Genomic DNA, 17,607 nt, shown 5'->3' with positions numbered 1-17,607 from the left:
ACCACGGAGCACCACTGAGCACCACGGAGAGAAGCCGCTCATGATCCGTCCGGTACGGGGATCTCCACGGGCGTGAGCGGCGTGATGCCGGCATCGGGCCCGGACGCGGATCCGCCCCGCAGTTCCGGGGTCCTCGCGCCGACCCAGAGGACCGCGAGCAGGCAGAGGAGACCGCCGCTGACCAGGGCGGTCGCCCCCGAGGTCCAGCCCGCGACGACGCCGCCGCGCAGGTTGCCGAGGTTGGGGCCGGCCTTGCCGACGATCTGCTCGACCGCCGTGACCCGGCCCAGCAGGGCGTCCGGTGTGTGGGTCTGGACGATCGTGCTGCGCGAGATCACCGAGACGGCGTCACCGGCCCCGGCGAGGGCCAGGAGCACGAGCCCGGCCCAGGGATCACGCACCAGGCCGAAGGCCGCGAGGGACACGCCCCACAGTCCCGCCCCGCAGAGCATCACCGGCCCGGGACGCCCCAGTCGCGTGATCGTCCCGGACAGGGCGGACGCGGAGATGCCGCCGACGGCGAGCACGGACAGGAACAGGCCGAGCGTGCGCGGACTGCCGCCGAATCGTTCGGCGTTGACCAGCGGGAACAGGCTCGTCGGCATCGAGAGCACGGTGGCGGCGAGGTCGGTGATCAGGGCGCCGCGGACCGCCCGGTGCCCGGCCAGGAAGCGGAGGCCGTCCATCACCCCGTGCAGCCCGGCCCGGGACGGCTCACCGGCGGGCGGCAGAGCGGGCAGCCCGAACGCGCCGTAGAAGGAGAGCCCGAAGGACAGGCTGTCGACGAGGTAGCAGGGTCCGATGCCGGCCCAGCCGAGCAGGATGCCGCCGAGTGCCGGACCGGCGAGCATCATGGCCTGACCGGTGATCTGCTGGAGTGCCAGCCCGGCCGCCACCTGCTCCTTCGGCAGCAGCCTCGGCACGAACACGCCCGCCGCGGGACCGCCGACCGCCGAGCAGCAGGACTGCGCGGCCACCAGGGCGAGCACACCCGCCACCGGAACATGACCGGTGAAGCCCTGCACCGCGAGCAGCAGGGAGACGGCCGCCTGGCCGACGGTGGCGTACAGGTAGATCCGCCGACGGTCGCCACGGTCGACCCAGGAACCGGCGAACAGCCCGAACACCACCATGGGCAGTGCCTGTGCCAGCCCCACCGCGCCGGTCCAGACCGTGCTGTGCGTCATGTCCCAGACCTGGAACATGACGGTGACCATGGTCATGAAGCTGCCCAGCACGGACACGGTCCGGCCGATCAGCAGGCGCCTGAAGACCGGTGACGTACGCAGTGGCCGGATGTCGATGAGGGTACGGGCCAGGCTCATGAGGGGCGGGGGGATACGCGGGGGCCGTTCACGTCGCGCAGGGTAACCGGCGCCCTTCGGCCGGGTCGAATCGTTTTCGCCTTGACCGACACTGTCCTCCCGCGTACGCCCGCCGCGGCCATGGAGTGCAAGAGGAGCGCCGGGGTGGCTGGTTCTTCGGCGTCGGGAAAGACGAGGAACTGCGGCGCGTCGGCCACGCGTTCCTCGTACGGCTCGGCTGAATTCCGTAGCGGCCCACCCCGCCGGACGGACCGACGTGCGTCAGTTCGTCCGGCGGCGGGCCCGCTTCACCTCGCGTTGGACGGCCCAGGCGTCGGCGACCGGACCCAGGTGACCGAGTTTGTCCGGGTTGAGCACCGAGCGGATCGCCTGGATCCGCCCGTCGAGCACATCGAGGGCCAGCGTGTGCAGGATCTTGCCGTCGGGAGCGCGGAAGACCGCGCCGGGCTGGCCGTTGACCTCGTGCGGTTCGAACGTCACGTTGATCCGGGCCAGCACCGGGAAGACGGAGGCCAGGAGCCGGGCCACGTTCTCCGCGCCGACGACGGCCCGGGCCAGATTCGGGGCGTTGCCTCCGCCGTCACCGACCATCTGTACGTCGGCCGCCAGCAGACTCCGCAGGGCGTCCACATCGCCGTCCTTCAAAGCGTCGAAGAAACGCTCCGCGAGTTCCTGCCGCTCCTTGCGGTCCGCCGCGAACCGTGGCCGGCCTGCCCTCATGTGCCGTCGTGCCCGCACCAGCAATTGCCGGCACGCCGCCTCCGAACGTCCCACCGCGGTGGCGATCTCGTCGAACCCGAAGGCGAACACCTCCCGCAGCACGAACACCGACCGCTCCAGCGGGCTGAGCCGTTCCAGCAACAGCAGGGCCGCCATGGAAACGGAGTCGGCCAGCTCCGCGGAGCGCTCCGGATCCTGGTACGGATCACTCAGCAGCGGCTCGGGCAGCCACGGACCCGCGTACTGCTCCCGCCGCACGCGCGCGGAGCGCAGCACGTCGATCGACACCCGCGTGACCGTGGCCGACAGAAAGGCCTTGGCCGAGGTGGGCAGGGTCGTGGAACGGTCGAAGCGGATCCAGGTCTCCTGCACGGCGTCCTCGGCCTCGCTCACGCTGCCCAGAATCCGGTAGGCGATCGAGAACAGCAGCGCTCGCAGCTCTTCGAACTCCTCGACCTTGTTCACACCGGTCTCCCTCTCCGTCCGTCCTGCCCTGCCCGGTCGTCGGTCTCGCTCAGTGGAACTGTCCGGGCTCGTAGTCGCCGGCCGGCCGGCGGGCGATGATGTTCAGCCGGTTCGCCGTGTTCATGAAGGAAACCAGCATTACCAGGGCAGTGAGCTGTTCCTCGTCGTAGTGCTTGACGGCGCGCGCCCATACCTCGTCGCTGACCCCCAGCGCCGCGTCCGCGACGCGGGTGCCTTCTTCCGCCAGTTCCAGCGCGGCCCGCTCGGCCTCGGTGAAGACCGTGGCCTCCCGCCAGGCCGCGACCAGGTTCAGGCGTACCGAAGTTTCGCCGGCGGCGGCGGCATCCTTGGTGTGCATGTCGACGCAGACGGCACATCCGTTGATCTGGCTCACCCGCAGTGACACCAGCTCCTGCGTCGTGGACGGCAAAGCCGAGTCCTTCAGCGCTTTCCCGGCCGACATCAGGTACTTGAGAGCCTTGCCCGCGGTCGGGCTGGCGAAGTAGTTCAGTCGTGCGTCCATCGTGGGCCCCTTTTGTTCGTGAGTGGTCACACCCCCGAGACGAGGCAGCCCGCCTGCTTGTGACACGAGTGCATGCGACCCACGTCACATCACCGCCGACGCGCACCGACGCAACGAGCCCGAGCCGCCGTACCGAGCCCGAGCTGCCGTATCGAGCCGCCGTCGCACCGAGCATGAACTGCCGCAGGGGGACGGTCGGCGGCTGTTTTGCCGGCGCGGCTGGTTAGCCTGCCTGGATGTCATACCTGTCACTCACACCGCTCCGTTTCTCCCCGGAGGAGATCGCCGAGGTGGTCGGCCTCTACGCGAGCAATCCGGAGTACTGCCGTGCCGCAGGCGAGTACGACCCCGAGCACATTCCGGCCGACAGGGTCGAGGCGGATCTGCGGGAAGAGGCGGGTACCGAGGGCTGCGAGGTCCTGCTCGCCCGTGACGAGGGGCACCGGATCGTCGGTCTGCTGTGTCTGCTCGACCGTCATCCCACCGACGGACACCCGTGGATCGGACTGCTGTTGGTGCACGGGAGCCTTCACCGGCAACGGATCGGAAGGCGCCTGGCCGGCCTGGTGGAAGAGCGTTACCGGCGCGAAAGCAGGCCCGGCGTCAGGCTGGCGGTCCTGGAGAACACCCCCGCCTCTCTGGCCTTCTGGAGTTCCCTGGGATGGCAGGAGATCGACCGTCGCACCGACCGCCAGTACGGCCGCCCGTGCATCGTCATGCACAAGCAACTGACCTGATGCTCTCCGAGCCGGGTTGCTTCGAGCCACCGTCCGGCCGCTGAGGGCCGACGGTTTTCTCTCCGGGCCGGGCTTTTACGTCCCCGATCAGCGGATTACGGCCTGGATCCCCAGAGCGCGAACGACGCTCGCTGCTGCCACCGCGATCCGTCGTGGACCAGGAGATCGACCGACGCTACGCGGGAGACGACGGGGAGCCGGACTCGAAGGTCGGCCTCGGCCTTGTCCAGGACGGTGTCGTCCTGCCCCTGGGCGATGGTCAGATGCGGCACGATCTCGGCGAACTCCCCGCCGAAAGGCGGGGTTTCGGGCCAGCTGTCCACGATGGCCTCGGTGAGCGCGCGAAACGAGGTGGCCGGTTCCGGGGCGAGATACAGAATCCCGGGAAACCGCCCGAACCGCTCGAACCGGGCCTCGAAGGGCTTGTGACGCCCGAGGATGGCGTCGATGGCGGCCAACGTGTCGCAGTCGAAACGACTCTCGGGGAGAAAGGGGAAGAGCACGGTGACATGGGCCGGCATACCCGAACGGACGGCCGGGTCCAGCCGGTCCCGCCACACTCGAACAGCGGGTTCCGCCTCAGGAACCCTCACCACGAGTCCCGACCGCGCTACTTGAGGTGTGCCCGCCACCGGCTCACGGCCGCAAGCCCACCGGCTCACGGCCGCAGGCCCGCCTGCCTGAGTGTCAGGGTCGACAGGTCGGCGATGACCTGCTGGTCTCCGCGTCGCCAGGCGTCGGCGAGGCCGCCCGGCGGGCTGGGGATCGCCGTGAGGTCGCGCTGCGGTCCGGTCAGGGCGCGCAGCGCGAGCAGGTCGGCGCCTCCGGGAGCGTCCAGGAGACGGCGGGTGGTGGCGCTGCGCCGGATCCAGCGCAGGCGCGGCGGAAGCCACAGCACCAGGACGAAGGCCACCGAGAGGACGATCAGGGCGATCGCGGCCAGCAGGGCCACGCGGCCCACCAGGTCCTCCAGCGACTGTCCGGCGTCGGAGAGACCGGTGGCGGCGTCGGCCGCCGACCTGAGCGGCTTCTTCAGTGAGCTCCCGACGAGCGGCACCTTCGACGCCGCGTCCCCGGCGTCGTCGAGACCGCCCGCGAGGCTGTCGCCCGCGCTCTGGGCCTTTCGCCCCGGCTCGGCCAGCAGCATGATCGCGTGGTGGACCACCAGGGCGAACTTCACCGCGACCGCGATCAGTGTCACGGCGATCAGGTCGGCGACCACCTGCCGGCTCCGGCGTGCTGGGGTCTGGGCGTAAAGGCGCATGGGTGTGCTCCTGTTCCGGCGATGCCGTAGACCGGACCGGTCGAGTCTCACGAGGCGCTGCGGGGCGTACCGCCGAGGCTCGGCCGGTCGTGTGCGTACGAGGGAGTGGAGGTGGGTTGCTAGGAACGGGTTTCCACGGCCGATGAGTTGAATCCGAGGGGACGAGCGGTGGCGCTGTGCCGGAGGTCGACGGGGGGCGGAGGGGCGGGCCCGAACGGTTTCCCGGGCAATGGTGACATTCCGTCAGGGCGACTTCCCGTCTTTCGCGAAGTCGTGCCTGGTGTGGTGCGTGAGGAGGCCGAGGCCTTCCCGGCGGTGATGGCGGACCGTCAAGTTCTGGAGCAGCGCTCCGGTCAGCCGCGTCCCGCTCGGGCCAGGGCCCGTCCGGCCTCGGAGGCCAGCGTGGCGACAAGCTCGGCCGCAGGGGGCAGGTCGGTCACGAGGTCGACGCCCTCGCCCGCCCAGACCGGCAGTGCCGGCACATTCCCGCTCGCCACATCGGCCTGATAGGCAAGGCGTGCCGCCGCAGGGTCCGCCGCGAGTTCTGTCTCCCGGCCCCGCCACCGGTCGAGATACGGGTGACCCAGGGTGCGGGCCGTGTACTTCGACGGCCATCGGGAACTCCGCGCGATGTCGAGGATGCGGTTTCGCTCCGTGTCCTGTCCGCGTCCGTCCACGAGCGCCTTGGCCGTCACGGGATCGACGAGGGACTCGGCCGTGGCCTGGAAGCGGGTGCCGATGACCGCCCCGGCGGCGCCCAGGGCCAGGACGGCCGCGACACCCCGGCCGTCCGCGATCCCGCCGGCCGCCAGCACCGGCACGCCCTCGGCCATGTCCACGACGACGGGTACGAAGGGGAGCGTCGACCGCCCGTGCCGGCCGCCGTGCCCGCCGCTCTCGGTGCCCTGCGCCACGATGACGTCGGCCCCGAGTTCCACGGCCTGTCCGGCTTCGTCGAGATCGGTGACCTGGATGATCACGGCCGCGCCCGCTTCACGGACCCGTTCGGTGTACGGGCTCGGATCGCCGAAGGAGAACATCACGGCCGCCGGGCCGTACTCCAGCGTCTGCTCGATCACGGCTGCTCCGGCCGCCCAGGTCTGGAACCCCACTCCCCACGGCTTTCCGGCCCCCGCCACGATCGGCAGCTCACGCGCCAGCCAGTCCGGATCGCCCCCGCCGGCACCGAGCAGGCCGAGTCCGCCCCCGCGCGAGACGGCCGCCGCCAGCTCGCCGCCGGCCGATCCGCCCATGGGAGCAAGGGCGATGGGGTGCTCGACACCGAACAACGTCGTGAACGCGGTCGCTAAAGGCATGACGGCAATCATCGTCCGTTCGCCGGATCATGCCTACGGCGTGGGCGAATCTGTGACCCCGGACCGACATCGATGTGACCCTGGACATCGACGTGACCTCGGACATCGATGTGACCGAGCCGCTGAGAAGAAGGGGCCTGTGAGCTGTCCGGAGCGCTCACACCGCGGCGAGCAAGCCGTCGAGCGGAGCGGGTACGTGGTCGGGGGCGAGGGCCTCGACGAGGACACGGCCGTAGTGGATCTTGCGGCCCTTCTTCGTCCCGAGGAAGCGCCTCAACTGCTGCTGAGGGGAACGGCCGTGCTGTGCCGGCTGACGAACGAAGGTCCTCAGGGCGCGCAGATCACCCTCCGCCCGGACGAGCTCCTCCACCCGGGACACCCCCAGCGCGCGGATGAGCTCGTCCTCCAGATCCGCCGCGCAGACGAAGAACTCCTGTCGCCGCGCCGTGTTCCCTTCCGGACCGTCCTCTTCCCGTTCCAAGGCGCGGGCGTAGTAGCCCCGTTCCGCCTCGTCGCACAGTCCCGTGAGACGCAGGCCCAGGCCCGAGGGGCCGAGGAGGCGGGCGAAGCGGCCCACGCTCATGGCGCCGTTCATCGCCAGCACACAGACCCCTTCGGCCTCCAGATCCCGGCCGCGGCTCGCGGCGAGCGCGTCGACCGCCGCGAGATCGCTCGGCCCTTCGAGCAGAACGACCGTCCTCACGGACAGCCGCGCGGCCAGCTCGCGCGCGAGGTCACCGGGGCCACCGGCCGCCCAGGCGGTGACTGACTCCCGGAACGCCCCCATGTCGGTCATGATCCGAGTCTGAGCCCTCCCGTCCGGCACGGCAACGAAATTCCGCCGCAGGGACGGCCGGTGGGGCGGATAGGCTGGAGGCGGACCGACACCGACGCGGCTCCGGCCACCCTCCCGGAGCGAGATCGTTCATCGTCGCCGACGCCGGCCCGGGCGCGGAGTCACGAACAGAAGTCCTGTCCACGTAAGCCGATGCGAGCGTGAGTATGCTCGCGGAGTTGTCCGTCATGAAGCGGCGGAGTGGTGGCGGGTGTGGGGGTTCATTCAATGATGACGTCGCAGCCCGGGGCTGCCGGCGTGGCTTCGCCCGAGTTGGACCGCGCCGCGGCCTGGGGGACGGAAGAGCCGTCGGTGCTGCTCGTCGAGGACGACCCGGGCGACGCGCTGCTAGTGGAGGAGATGGTCGCCGACAGCGCACTCGGTATGCGTCTGCGCTGGGTGCGTTCGATGGCAGAAGCCTGTGACGTGCTCGCGTCCGAGGTCCCCGACTGTGTGCTGCTCGACCTGCACCTCCCGGACGCGCAGGGCCTGGAAGCGGTGTCGAGGGTGCGCGAGCGTGCCGAACACGTCGCCGTCGTGGTCCTGACCGGACTCGCCGAGGAGGGAACCGGTCTGGCGGCCGTGGCCGCCGGCGCACAGGACTACCTGGTCAAGGGCCGGGTCGAACCGGAGCTGTTCGGACGGGCGGTGCGCTACGCGATCCAGCGCAAGCAGGCCGAGCGCGACGCCGTGGCGTTGCAGGCCAGCCAGATGCAGGCCCGGGAGAACGCCCGCCTGGAACGGGGGCTGCTACCGCGCCCCCTGCTGCGCGGGGACGGCGTGGAGGTCGTGACCCGATACCGGCCCGGCCGCGCGCACGCGCTGCTGGGCGGGGACTTCTACGACATCGTGCAGAGCGCCGACGGCACCGTGCACGCCCTGATCGGTGACGTCTCCGGACACGGTCCGGACGAGGCCGCCCTCGGGGTCGCGCTGCGCATAGCCTGGCGCACCCTGGTGCTCAGCGGCGTCACCGGTGCCGACCAGGTGGGCCGGCTCGAGGAGATCCTCATGGCCGAGCGGGCCAGGAACGGGGTCTTCGCCACCCTGGTCGTCCTCAGCGTCGGCCCCGGCCGGCGACGCGTCCGGATGGTGCGGGCGGGCCATCACGGCGTGCTGCTGTGCGGGACCGGCGGCGTCGAGTGGGTGGAGGTCCCGGGCGGCCCGGCGCTCGGCATCATTCCGGGCGGAGCACGCTGGCCCGTCGAGGAACTGGAGCTCCCCGAGGGCGCGGCGATGGTGCTGTTCACCGACGGCCTCTTCGAGGGGCGCGTCGGCCGCGGCACGGAGCGGCTGGGCGAGGAGGGACTGCTGGCGATGGCCCGTGAACTGGACGGTCTGCCCCCGGCCGCGTTCGTCGACGGACTCATCGACCGGGCCGAGGCACTGGCCGAGACGCAGGGCGGCCTGGCCGACGACGTCGCCGTGCTCTATCTGCGCTGGGGCTGACGGGTGTGAAGAACGTACGGGAGAACAGTGACTTCGAGGACGGGACACGGAACATGACCGGCGGGCGGTGGGCCGGACGACGGCTGACGGTACAGGGCTGGATCAGGCTGGTACTGGCGTTCATGGCGCTGCTGGTGGTCGTGGGCGCGGGGATCGGCGCGGGGCTTCTCCGGAGCACGACCTCGGTCACCGACCATCTGCTCATGGACGTCGAGCCCGCGCAGACGGAGGCCTACCGGCTGCAGTCGGCCCTGGTGAACCAGGAGACGGGAATCCGCGGGTACGCCATCGCGGCCGACCGCCGGTTCCTGGAGCCGTATGTGCAGGGCCGGAAGGACGAGGCCCGCGCCGTCGCCCGGATGCGCGCCCTCATCGGTGACCGACCCGAACTGCTCCGCGAACTGGAGACGGTCGAGAAGCGGGCGGCCGACTGGCGGCGCGCCTACGCCGAACCCCTCGTGGACGGCGTCACACCGGGCGAGCCCCGCACGATCGACTCCGCGACCGCCGAACGCGGCAAGAAGTCCTTCGACCGTATCCGCGGCGCGTCGGCCCAGCAGATCGCCGGACTGGTGACGGCGGTCGAGGAGGGCCGAGACCAGCTGGAGTCCTCGCGGAAGGTCCGCGACGCGGTGCTCATCGCCATGGTCGTCGTGTTCCTGCTGACCGGTGTGGTGCTGACGATCCTGATCCGCGTCCTGGTGACACGCCCGCTGGACGACCTGCGGATCGCCACACGCCGGGTGGCGCAGGGCGACTTCGACCATGCCATCACCGGTGGCGGGCCCGTCGACCTCACCGCCGTGGCAGGCGACGTCGAGAACATGCGCCAGCGGATCGTCGCCGAGCTGGGCTCCACCCGCGAGCAGCGGGAGATCCTCACCCGGCAGACCGCCGACCTGGACGCGCAGGCGGTGGAGTTGCGCCGCTCCAACGCCGAACTCGAACAGTTCGCCTACGTGGCCTCCCACGATCTCCAGGAACCCCTGCGCAAGGTGGCCTCGTTCTGCCAGCTGCTGGAGAAGCGCTACGGCGACCAACTGGACGACCGCGCACGGCAGTACATCGACTTCGCCGTGGACGGCGCCAAACGCATGCAGGTCCTCATCAACGACCTGCTCACCTTCTCCCGCGTGGGCCGCGTCAACGACGCCCGCCTTCCCGTCGACCTGGACCAGTCGCTCAGCAAGGCACTGGCCAATCTGGAGAGTTCGGTCACCGAAAGCGGCGCCCGCATCGACCGGCCGGACGAACTGCCCCAGGTCGTGGGGGATCCGACCCTGGCCACGATGCTCTGGCAGAACCTGGTCGGCAACGCCGTCAAGTTCCGCCGCCCCGACCACCCGCCACACATCCGCATCACCTGTGAGCGAGACCCGGAGGACTCCGGCTCCTGGCGCTTCTGTGTCACCGACAACGGCATCGGCATCCCCGGCGAGTTCGAGGACAAGGTCTTCGTCATCTTCCAGCGGCTGCACGCCCGCGATGCCTACGGTGGAACAGGCATCGGCCTCGCGCTGTGCAAGAAGATCGTCGAATACCACGGCGGCCGCATCTGGATCGACACGGACCACACCGACGGCACGCGTTTCTGCTTCACCATCCCGTCCACCGACACGGCGGACACCGTTCACGACAGCACCGAGGACAGGGCCCTGATATGACAACTCCCGCCGGCACCCCCATCGACGTCCTCCTCGTCGAGGACGACCCGGGCGACGAGCTGATGACCCGGGAGGCGTTCGAGGACAACAAGATAGGCAACAACCTGCACGTGGTCCGCGACGGCGAGGAGGCACTCGACTTCCTCTACCGGCGCGCCGCCCACGCCGACGCACCACGGCCCGACCTGATCCTCCTCGACCTCAACCTGCCCAAGTACGACGGCCGCCAGGTCCTGGAGAAGATCAAGTCGGACCCGGCCCTGTCCCACATCCCGGTCGTCGTCCTCACCACCTCGGCGGCGGAGGAGGACATCCTGCGCAGCTACAGACTGCACGCCAACGCCTATGTCACCAAGCCGGTCGATCTGGACCAGTTCATCGCGGCCGTCCGCCAGATCGACGACTTCTTCGTCCAGGTGGTGCGCCTGCCACGGCAGAACGGCTGATCAGGAACCGGCGGCCCCCGGCTGCCAGGTGGCCCGCACCAAGGCCCGTTCGACGCCCGCCAGATAGACGGCCGCGGCGAGCCAGGCCCGTGCGTAGCGGTCCGGGTCGGACCCACCGGTGCGGCCGAAGACGTCACGGGTGCGCCGGTCGGCCTCCGCCGTGAGACCGGCCGCCAGGTCCGCCGCCGTAGGGAAACCACCGCGTCGCAAGGCCGCGCAGTCCCCGCGCAGATCGCCGTCGCGCGCGGGTTCCGCGACGGCTCTGCGGCCACCCGACACGGCGACCTCGACCAGCCGCCGCAGCCGCCACAGCGGCGCCTGCGCCAGCGGGTCCGGCGCTTCGTCGCCCGGTCCGTCCGCACCGGGCACGGTGGTGGCCCCTACGACATCCGCCGGCGGGAAGTGCGCGCCCTCCAGCCGGTTGTAGCCCAGGTCGGCGTGGCCCCGCCACTCCGCGGGCAGTCGCAGTGTCGCCTCGGTCCCCGGCAGCGGGGCGACGGCCAGCGGGCGGAGCGTGGCGGCACGCTCCGGGTCCAGACGGCCGATGACCCGCAGCCGCAGCCCCGGCCGGGAAGCGAGCCGCCGGAAGTTGGCCGTGTGGGCGAGGCCGGCGTGGCCGTTGGCCGGGACCAGCCGCATCAGGACCCCCTCGGTGTCCGGCCGTCCGGGGGACAGCTCCCGGGCGATCAAGTGATCCCCGGCCGCCCCGACGAGGACGAGGTCGCAGCCGACCAGCTCGCGCGCGGCCTGCTCGGTGCGCTCCGGGTCGGCGTCGGGCGCCACGGTCAACCGCTCGGCGACAGCTTCGGCGAGCGGACGGGCGAACAGCGCGGCGAGCGGACCCGAGGCCCACGACCCACCGGGGAGCGGAGTCGCCCGTACCCCCTTGCCGGAGCCGAGGCGGCCGTCCTCGGACACCGTCGCGCCGGAGATCAGCATCCCCCCACGGGCGAGCTGGGCGTGATCGAGGTTTCCCGATCCGAGCGCCACGGTCGCGGTGGCCGCGCCCTGGGCACGAGCCGGTCCACCGGGCTTGACGTCGGCGACCGAGAACCAGCGTCCGTCGTCGGAGACGACATGGGTGACGACGCCGCTGTAGCCGGTGGCGGCGATCACCGGCTCGCTGCAGACCCCGTGGACCCGCAGGCTGCCGCCCGGCCGGTAGGCGCGGCGGGCGGTGCCGATCAGCGCCGGACCTGGGGTTCCCGTGCCCAACAGGGCCGTGGTGAGGAGCAGTTCCCGTACCTGTGCGACGAGGTCGGCCAGCCGGTGCCCGTCATGGCGGGCACGCGCGCCACGCAGCCCTCGTACGACCCGCAGCGCGGCTGCCTCGGCGCGGTGCAGCCCGGCGAGCCGGGCCGTGTGCGCGGCCCGCAGCAACCCGGCCTGGGGGACCGCGCCCGCCGCGGGCACCCCGGCGGCGAGCAGCGCGGCGGCCGCCGTCCACAGGTCGGATGCGGCGGCCAGTTGGGCCTCGGTGAGGGAGACGGCCTCCCCGGGCTCGGTGACGGCTTCTGTGTTGACGGCATCCGGGGTGTGCGACGCGGTCGCAGCGGCGGTGTGCGCCACCCCGGGAACTGCGCTGGGCGATGCGGCGGGAACAGCGATGGGCGCTGCCCCGGGAACGGTGGCGCGCGGGGCGACGGGAGCTCTGGTGGTCGCAGCGCCGAGGGCCGTGTCGGCACCCGTCTCGGAGCTCTCCTGCGGCGCGCTGTCGTCCGCGGTCCCCGCTTCGGCGTCCGGATCGGCCAGTGGGCAGGCACCGAGGACGGCGGCCCTGTGCAGGCACCGGGGGGCGAGCAGACAACTGCACACCACCTGGCCCGCGTCCGTGACGGCGCCGGACGGGCCCGGGGTGAGAACGACCTCCGCGTCCTCACCGCACCGCACACGCCGGACCGTGCCGTCGGCGAGGACCGGCAGGGCCGCGTACGACGTGATCGCGGCGTCCAGCTTCTTGCGCAGCCTGCTCGTCAGGCCCTCCACGGCGGAGGCGACCACATCGGGCGCCACCAGGGGCAGTTCGGCGTTCATCGGGTATCTCCGCGGAGACGGTCGCCCACCCAGCGGGCGAGGGCGAGGGGACTGAGCGCGGCGACGGGCATGCCGGCCGCGACGAGTTGCTGCGCGACGGGCACCGAGTAGCGCGGGTTGCCGGTGTCGTCCAGGGCGGCGCATCCCATCAGATGCACCCCGGAACTCGCCAGGGCCCGTACCTCACCGAGGAGGCCGCCCAGCGGGTAGCCCTCCTCGAAGTCGCTCACCACGACCACGAGCGTCCGGCTGGGCACCGTGACCAGAGAACGGGCATGGCTGAGCCCGGCCGCGATGTGGGTGCCGCCGCCGACCCGTACCTCCAGCAGCAGCGAGAGCGGGTCGTCGACCCGGTCCGTCAGGTCGATCACGTCCGTCGAGAACGCGAGGAAGTGGGTGGACAGGGTGGGGACGCCGCCCAGGACGGCCGCCGTCAGGGCCGACCAGATGACGGAGGCCTCCATCGACCCGGACACGTCGACCACGAGGATCAGGCGCCAGTCGGCCTCCTTGCGCGAGCGGGTGCTGAACACCGGCCGCTCCGGCACCACCACGGTTCGTCCGTCGGCCGTGCGGCGTGCGTGGGCGAGGTTGGCCCGCAGGGTGCGCGGCAGGTCGAGCCGTCCGCCGGGCCGCCTGGTGGGGCGGGGCGTCGCGAGCCCGGTGAGGGCCGGGCGCATCCGGGTCGCGAGTTCCTTGGCCAGTTCATCGACCAGACGTCGTACGAGGGGGCGCAGGCCGGCCAGTTGCTTCTCGGGCATCCCGCCCGCCAGGGACAGCACCGAGGTCAGCAGATCGACCGACGGGCGGACCGCGGCGGGGTCGAGTTCGGCCAGTACGTCGCTGCGGCCCTGGTCGGCGGCGCGGGCCAGCACCTCCTCCCGGACCTGTGCTCCGAACAGCGCCTCCAGTTCCTCGGCCCAGTCGCGGGTCGTGGGGAAGGACGCCTCGCGGCCACCGCCCCGGCCCGGGGAAGCGCCCTCCCGGCCGAGGTCGGCGGAGCCTTCACCGCGGCCGGTGCCGTACAGCTCGTCGAGCGCGTGCGCGTAGCGGCGGGCGTGCCGCGGGAGCTTGTCGGTCTCCCGGCCGAGCAGAAGCCGCCAGCGGTCGGTGGGGGTGATCCGGAGCGGGGCGGACGGTGCTGTGGTGGCGGCTGTGGCCGCCGAGTGCGTCGGTGCGGAGGGTACGGACGCGGGGTGCTCGGCCGTCTTGGGACGGCCGGGGACCGCGCGGATCCCGGGGTCCCCCGCTTGAGCGGCGTCCGTCCCCGCGGGCAGGTCCAGCGCGTGCAGGGCCGCGCGCCCCGCGGCGTCCGCAGCCGTCCACAGCGCGAGGAGTCGCGGCGAGGCGGTGAGCGACAGGTCGAGTCGGTCACCGAGCCGCTCGGTGATCGTGTGCAGGAGTCGGTCGCGGCCTGCGGGGGTGAGCGTGTCGAAGCCCGCGCGCAGGGCGGGCAGCCGGTCGAGGAAGTTCGGGTCGGTGAGGGTGTCGACGCGGTCGAGAAGCGGGTCGAGTGCCGTCGGTGCCGACTGGAGGAGCGCGGCCGCGCCGCCGAGCAGTCCGCCGAGGCGGCGGCCGAGAGCATGCCGCGCCTCAGGGCCGGTGGCCGTGTCGATCCAGCCCGCTGTACGTGCGCCGAGGACGGTGGCGTCGTCGAGGTCGAGCAGCACCCGGGCGGCCAGCGCGGCGCCCTGGACAAGTGGTGAGCCGGTGCGGGCGAGGGTGCCGAGGGCGTCGTCCATCCGCAGTCCGAGGCGGTGTTCACCGGCCCGCGAGGCCAGTTCGATCAGCGCGGCCGTGTCCTCCGGCCGGTCGCTGCCCGCCAGTCCGGGCAGGGTGCGGACCGCCGACTCCAGCAGATCGGTGGCCAGCTCGGCGGCGGCCTGCCGGGTGTCCGGGCCGGTGCCGGGCAGATGGCCGCGGCACAGAGCCTCCAACAGATCGAGTGCGGCCAGGAGTTCGGGCAGGGTGGCCGTCGCGGGGAACAGTGCGGCGGCGTCGGCGAGCCGCTCCGACACCAGCGAGGGCAGATCGCAGCGGGCGGCGGCGCCGAGTGCCGCGAGGACGTGGGCGCAGGTGGGCCCGCCGTCCGCGGACTCCCGGCGGAAGGTCTCCCGCAGGGTGCCCTCGGCGGCCAGGGCCGGGGTCACGCCCCGCATCCCGGCCAGGTCGAGCCGTACGGGGACGGCCGGTGCCCATGACACCCGCCAGCGGGTCGTCAGCGCGGCCGCGTCGCCCGTACCGGCCACCGCCACGGTCTCGCCGTAGCCCGCGCCGCACACGGCGAGGCGCTGGAGCAGGACTTCGCGGCGGCCGTCGAGGGCGGAGCGGAGCGGATCGAGCCGTACCTCGCGCGTCGCGGGGTCGTCGGGGCCGGGCAGCCGCAGCGCGGCGACCTCCGCCTCCACGGAGGGGCCGAGCCCGGAACGGGGTGTGCCCGGTGCGATCCGGCCCCGCTCGGTGCCGACCAGGACCACTTCGAGCGCCCGCGCGAGGGCCCGGCCGCGCCCGAGCGGTTCGCCCTGGCCCATCACGCTCGTCAGCGCCTCGACGACCTCGCCCCGCCCGGGTGCCGTGAGTCCGCGCACGCGCGCGAGGTCGCCCGCCATCCGCAGGGTCTCGGCGGCCTCGCCCGTTCCGGCGGGGTGCCCGGCCGCTCGCAGTTCCCGGCACACGTCGGTGACCGCTCGGGCGGCCGCGTCGCGCACCCGCTCGGGGTCGCCGCCGGCCCGGAACACCGCCTGCTGCCAGCGCGGGTCCCGGATGCCGGCCGGGTAGCCGGAGCGGGAGTCCAGCAGATCGAAGGCGTAGGGGACGAGGGAGGTGACGACCTCCGGATCCTTCGTGCCGGCACTGCGGTCCAGCGGCGCCGCCCCCTCGTCGGCGACACCCGGAGCCGTGCCGGGCGCGGCGGCGATCGCCGTCAGCGCCGGGGCGTGGAACGCGCCGACGACGGCCGCGACCCGGCGCCCGTCATGGGCGGCGCGGGCGATCGTCTCGCGCATGTGGGCCTCACGGGCGAGGTCCAGCGCCGGTGCCCCGCCCGAGGCCTCGGCGTCGCTGCGCAGGGCCCAGCCGACACCGAGCGCGGCGCGGCGGATCGCCTCGGGGGTGGATCCCGGGGCGAGTACCTCTACACAGCGGTCCCACAGATCGTCACCGTCACGGCCGGTCCCGGACGCGGCGAGAGCGTTCCCGAAGGAGACGGACACACCGACGGGCGCCTCCTCGGCGACCGCGGTCCGCGTGTCACCCGACGGGAGGGGACCCTCCGCGGTCCACAGGGGATCGGACATCGGCAGGTCGCAGCACACGACGTCCGCCCCGCGGTCCCGCGCCCAGCGGACCGCGGCCAGCTCGGGGGAGAAGTCGGCGAACGGATAGAAGCCGAGCCGACCGTTCTCACCCGCCCCGGCGAGCGCGACCGGCGCGACCACGCCCGGCGCGCCCAGATGGGGCAGCCATGGCTGGAAGTCGGCGGGCAGCTCCACGCACACGACCTCCGCCCCGCACGCGTCGAGCAGGGCGGGCACCGCGGCGGCGAGCGCCGGGCTGTGGTGCCGTACGCCGAGCAGGTACGGCGCCACGGAGCCGGCGAGGGCGGCGAGGGCCGCCCGTGGATCCTGGGTGTACGTCACCGGAGGTTCTCCCGCAGGTCCCAGAGCCGGCGCCACACCGCGGAACCGTCCTCGGCGCGGCGGCGCACCGGACCGTCCCAGTAGCCGAGCAGCCGCGCGTGGTCGGCGGGGTCGTCCTTGCGGACGACGCCCAGCAGGTGACCGGGGACCAGATCGAGGGTGTCGGCCCCGGGAAGGTAGGCGGCGGCCACTCCGAGGGAGACCGCCACCTGCACCGCCTCGGCCGTCGACATGACCGTGCCGGGCCGCTCCACGTCCCAGCCCTCCGCGGACCGCCCGGCCCGGAGGTCACGGAAGACCGTGACCAGCACGTCAAGGACCGCGTCGTCGACGCCGAAGGCGGCACCCGCCCGCTCGACGGCCGCGACCGCCTGCCGCCGTACGAGCGCGGTCTCGGCCTCGACGTCGGCGATCGGGTGCACGGTCTCGAAGTTGAAGCGGCGCTTGAGCGCGGCGGACATCTCCGAGACACCGCGGTCGCGGAGGTTGGCGGTGGCGATGACGGTGAACCCGGGGGTGGCCGCGACCTGGGCGTCCTCGGTGCCGGCCAGTTCGGGCACGCTCATACGCCGGTCGGACAGGATCGACACCAGGGCGTCCTGGACCTCGGGAAGACAGCGGGTGATCTCCTCGACGCGGGCCACCCGCCCGGCGCGCATGGCGGCCAGCACCGGGGAGTCGACCAGCGCCGTCGGTGTCGGCCCCTGGGCGAGCAGCAGGGCGTAGTTCCACCCGTAGCGCAAGGCGTCCTCGGTGGTGCCCGCGGTGCCCTGGACGGTCAGCGCGCTGGTGCCGCAGATGGCCGCGGACAGCAGCTCGGAGAGCATGGACTTGGCCGTGCCCGGCTCACCGACCAGCAGGAGACCGCGTTCTCCGGCGAGGGTGACGACACACCTCTCCACCAGGGCGCGTTCACCGACGAACTTGGGGGCGATCACCAGTCGGCCGGGCAGCGTGTCGTGGCGCCCGGGGAGTTCGAGGGGCTCGCCGCCGCTGCCGCACACGAAGGTGATGACGGCCCGCGGAGTCAGCCGCCAGCCCGGCGGGCGGGGGCCCGTGTCGTGGGCGGCGAGGAAGGCGAGTTCGGTGGCGTGGCGCTCCTCGGCGGGCAGCGTCTGCCGCGCCGGAAGGGCCGTCGCCGTGTCGGTCGGGGTCATGCGTGTTCCTTGCTCGGTAGGTACGTCGGTGGTG

Annotated in this window: 14 protein-coding genes; 4 read left to right on the top strand and 10 right to left on the bottom strand. The window is 72.6% G+C overall.

What is annotated here, in order from left to right:
• Window positions 1–38: 38 nt before the first annotated feature.
• The 3 genes from OG410_RS02600 to OG410_RS02590 form a co-directional block, all read right to left on the bottom strand.
• Complete coding sequence (locus OG410_RS02600; RefSeq protein WP_329297577.1) at window positions 39–1,325, bottom strand: MFS transporter; 1,287 nt, start codon at window positions 1,323–1,325, stop codon at window positions 39–41.
• Window positions 1,326–1,586: 261 nt separating this feature from the next.
• Window positions 1,587–2,510, bottom strand: a complete 924-nt coding sequence (locus OG410_RS02595; protein WP_329297576.1) for an RNA polymerase sigma-70 factor — start codon at window positions 2,508–2,510, stop codon at window positions 1,587–1,589.
• A 49-nt stretch (window positions 2,511–2,559) separates the two neighbouring features.
• Complete coding sequence (locus OG410_RS02590; protein ID WP_329297575.1) at window positions 2,560–3,033, bottom strand: carboxymuconolactone decarboxylase family protein; 474 nt, start codon at window positions 3,031–3,033, stop codon at window positions 2,560–2,562.
• A 236-nt stretch (window positions 3,034–3,269) separates the two neighbouring features.
• On the opposite strand from OG410_RS02590, the gene OG410_RS02585 reads away from it, so the two are divergent.
• Window positions 3,270–3,770, top strand: a complete 501-nt coding sequence (locus OG410_RS02585; protein WP_329297574.1) for a GNAT family N-acetyltransferase — start codon at window positions 3,270–3,272, stop codon at window positions 3,768–3,770.
• A gap of 95 nt (window positions 3,771–3,865) precedes the next feature.
• On the opposite strand, the gene OG410_RS02580 is transcribed toward OG410_RS02585, so the two are convergent.
• From OG410_RS02580 to OG410_RS02565, 4 genes are all read right to left on the bottom strand, one after another.
• Window positions 3,866–4,363, bottom strand: coding sequence for a 2'-5' RNA ligase family protein (locus OG410_RS02580; protein WP_329297573.1), 498 nt, complete (start codon window positions 4,361–4,363; stop codon window positions 3,866–3,868).
• A gap of 65 nt (window positions 4,364–4,428) precedes the next feature.
• A complete protein-coding gene (locus OG410_RS02575) occupies window positions 4,429–5,034 on the bottom strand; it encodes a hypothetical protein (protein ID WP_329297572.1) in 606 nt (201 codons plus the stop codon).
• A 353-nt stretch (window positions 5,035–5,387) separates the two neighbouring features.
• Window positions 5,388–6,350, bottom strand: a complete 963-nt coding sequence (locus OG410_RS02570) for an NAD(P)H-dependent flavin oxidoreductase (protein WP_329297571.1) — start codon at window positions 6,348–6,350, stop codon at window positions 5,388–5,390.
• Between the two features lie 157 nt (window positions 6,351–6,507).
• A complete protein-coding gene (locus OG410_RS02565) occupies window positions 6,508–7,146 on the bottom strand; it encodes a TOPRIM nucleotidyl transferase/hydrolase domain-containing protein (RefSeq protein ID WP_329297570.1) in 639 nt (212 codons plus the stop codon).
• A gap of 270 nt (window positions 7,147–7,416) precedes the next feature.
• On the opposite strand from OG410_RS02565, the gene OG410_RS02560 reads away from it, so the two are divergent.
• From OG410_RS02560 to OG410_RS02550, 3 genes are read left to right on the top strand one after another with little or no spacing between them, the layout of a single operon-like run.
• Window positions 7,417–8,634 carry a PP2C family protein-serine/threonine phosphatase gene (locus tag OG410_RS02560; protein WP_443063871.1) on the top strand — a complete coding sequence of 406 codons (1,218 nt, stop codon included), beginning with the start codon at window positions 7,417–7,419 and terminating at the stop codon, window positions 8,632–8,634.
• 53 nt (window positions 8,635–8,687) lie between these two features.
• Window positions 8,688–10,298, top strand: coding sequence for a sensor histidine kinase (locus OG410_RS02555; RefSeq protein WP_329304000.1), 1,611 nt, complete (start codon window positions 8,688–8,690; stop codon window positions 10,296–10,298).
• Entirely contained in the window at window positions 10,295–10,744 is a 450-nt protein-coding gene (locus tag OG410_RS02550; protein ID WP_329297568.1) for a response regulator, read from the top strand. The genes OG410_RS02555 and OG410_RS02550 overlap by 4 nt, the downstream gene beginning before the upstream one ends.
• Here the strand turns inward: OG410_RS02550 and OG410_RS02545 are convergent, their stop codons facing one another.
• From OG410_RS02545 to OG410_RS02535, 3 genes are read right to left on the bottom strand one after another with little or no spacing between them, the layout of a single operon-like run.
• Window positions 10,745–12,778: a hypothetical protein gene (locus OG410_RS02545; protein ID WP_329297567.1), complete on the bottom strand. Its 2,034-nt coding sequence runs from the start codon at window positions 12,776–12,778 to the stop codon at window positions 10,745–10,747.
• The gene (locus OG410_RS02540) at window positions 12,775–16,416 is read right to left on the bottom strand and encodes a vWA domain-containing protein (RefSeq protein ID WP_329297566.1); all 3,642 of its coding nucleotides are present in this window, start codon (window positions 16,414–16,416) and stop codon (window positions 12,775–12,777) included. The genes OG410_RS02545 and OG410_RS02540 overlap by 4 nt, the downstream gene beginning before the upstream one ends.
• On the bottom strand, window positions 16,413–17,573 hold the full coding sequence (locus OG410_RS02535) for an ATP-binding protein (RefSeq protein ID WP_329297565.1): 1,161 nt from the start codon (window positions 17,571–17,573) through the stop codon (window positions 16,413–16,415). The genes OG410_RS02540 and OG410_RS02535 overlap by 4 nt, the downstream gene beginning before the upstream one ends.
• Between the last annotated feature and the right edge of the window lie 34 nt (window positions 17,574–17,607).

It is taken from the genome of Streptomyces sp. NBC_00659, assembly GCF_036226925.1.
Classification (GTDB): Bacteria; Actinomycetota; Actinomycetes; order Streptomycetales; family Streptomycetaceae; genus Streptomyces.
The sequence above is the reverse complement of the archived record's forward strand: the minus strand, read 5'-3'. Positions and strand labels throughout refer to the sequence as shown.

Bases quoted from the DNA above. Each gene is read 5' to 3' on its own strand.
- OG410_RS02565 (WP_329297570.1), bottom strand. From the start codon at position 7,146: ATGACCGACATGGGGGCGTTCCGGGAGTCAGTCACCGCCTGGGCGGCC.
- OG410_RS02590 (WP_329297575.1), bottom strand. From the start codon at position 3,033: ATGGACGCACGACTGAACTACTTCGCCAGCCCGACCGCGGGCAAGGCT.
- OG410_RS02550 (WP_329297568.1), top strand. From the start codon at position 10,295: ATGACAACTCCCGCCGGCACCCCCATCGACGTCCTCCTCGTCGAGGAC.
- OG410_RS02560 (WP_443063871.1), top strand. From the start codon at position 7,417: ATGACGTCGCAGCCCGGGGCTGCCGGCGTGGCTTCGCCCGAGTTGGAC.
- OG410_RS02570 (WP_329297571.1), bottom strand. From the start codon at position 6,350: ATGCCTTTAGCGACCGCGTTCACGACGTTGTTCGGTGTCGAGCACCCC.
- OG410_RS02575 (WP_329297572.1), bottom strand. From the start codon at position 5,034: ATGCGCCTTTACGCCCAGACCCCAGCACGCCGGAGCCGGCAGGTGGTC.
- OG410_RS02585 (WP_329297574.1), top strand. From the start codon at position 3,270: ATGTCATACCTGTCACTCACACCGCTCCGTTTCTCCCCGGAGGAGATC.
- OG410_RS02535 (WP_329297565.1), bottom strand. From the start codon at position 17,573: ATGACCCCGACCGACACGGCGACGGCCCTTCCGGCGCGGCAGACGCTG.
- OG410_RS02600 (WP_329297577.1), bottom strand. From the start codon at position 1,325: ATGAGCCTGGCCCGTACCCTCATCGACATCCGGCCACTGCGTACGTCA.
- OG410_RS02545 (WP_329297567.1), bottom strand. From the start codon at position 12,778: ATGAACGCCGAACTGCCCCTGGTGGCGCCCGATGTGGTCGCCTCCGCC.
- OG410_RS02555 (WP_329304000.1), top strand. From the start codon at position 8,688: ATGACCGGCGGGCGGTGGGCCGGACGACGGCTGACGGTACAGGGCTGG.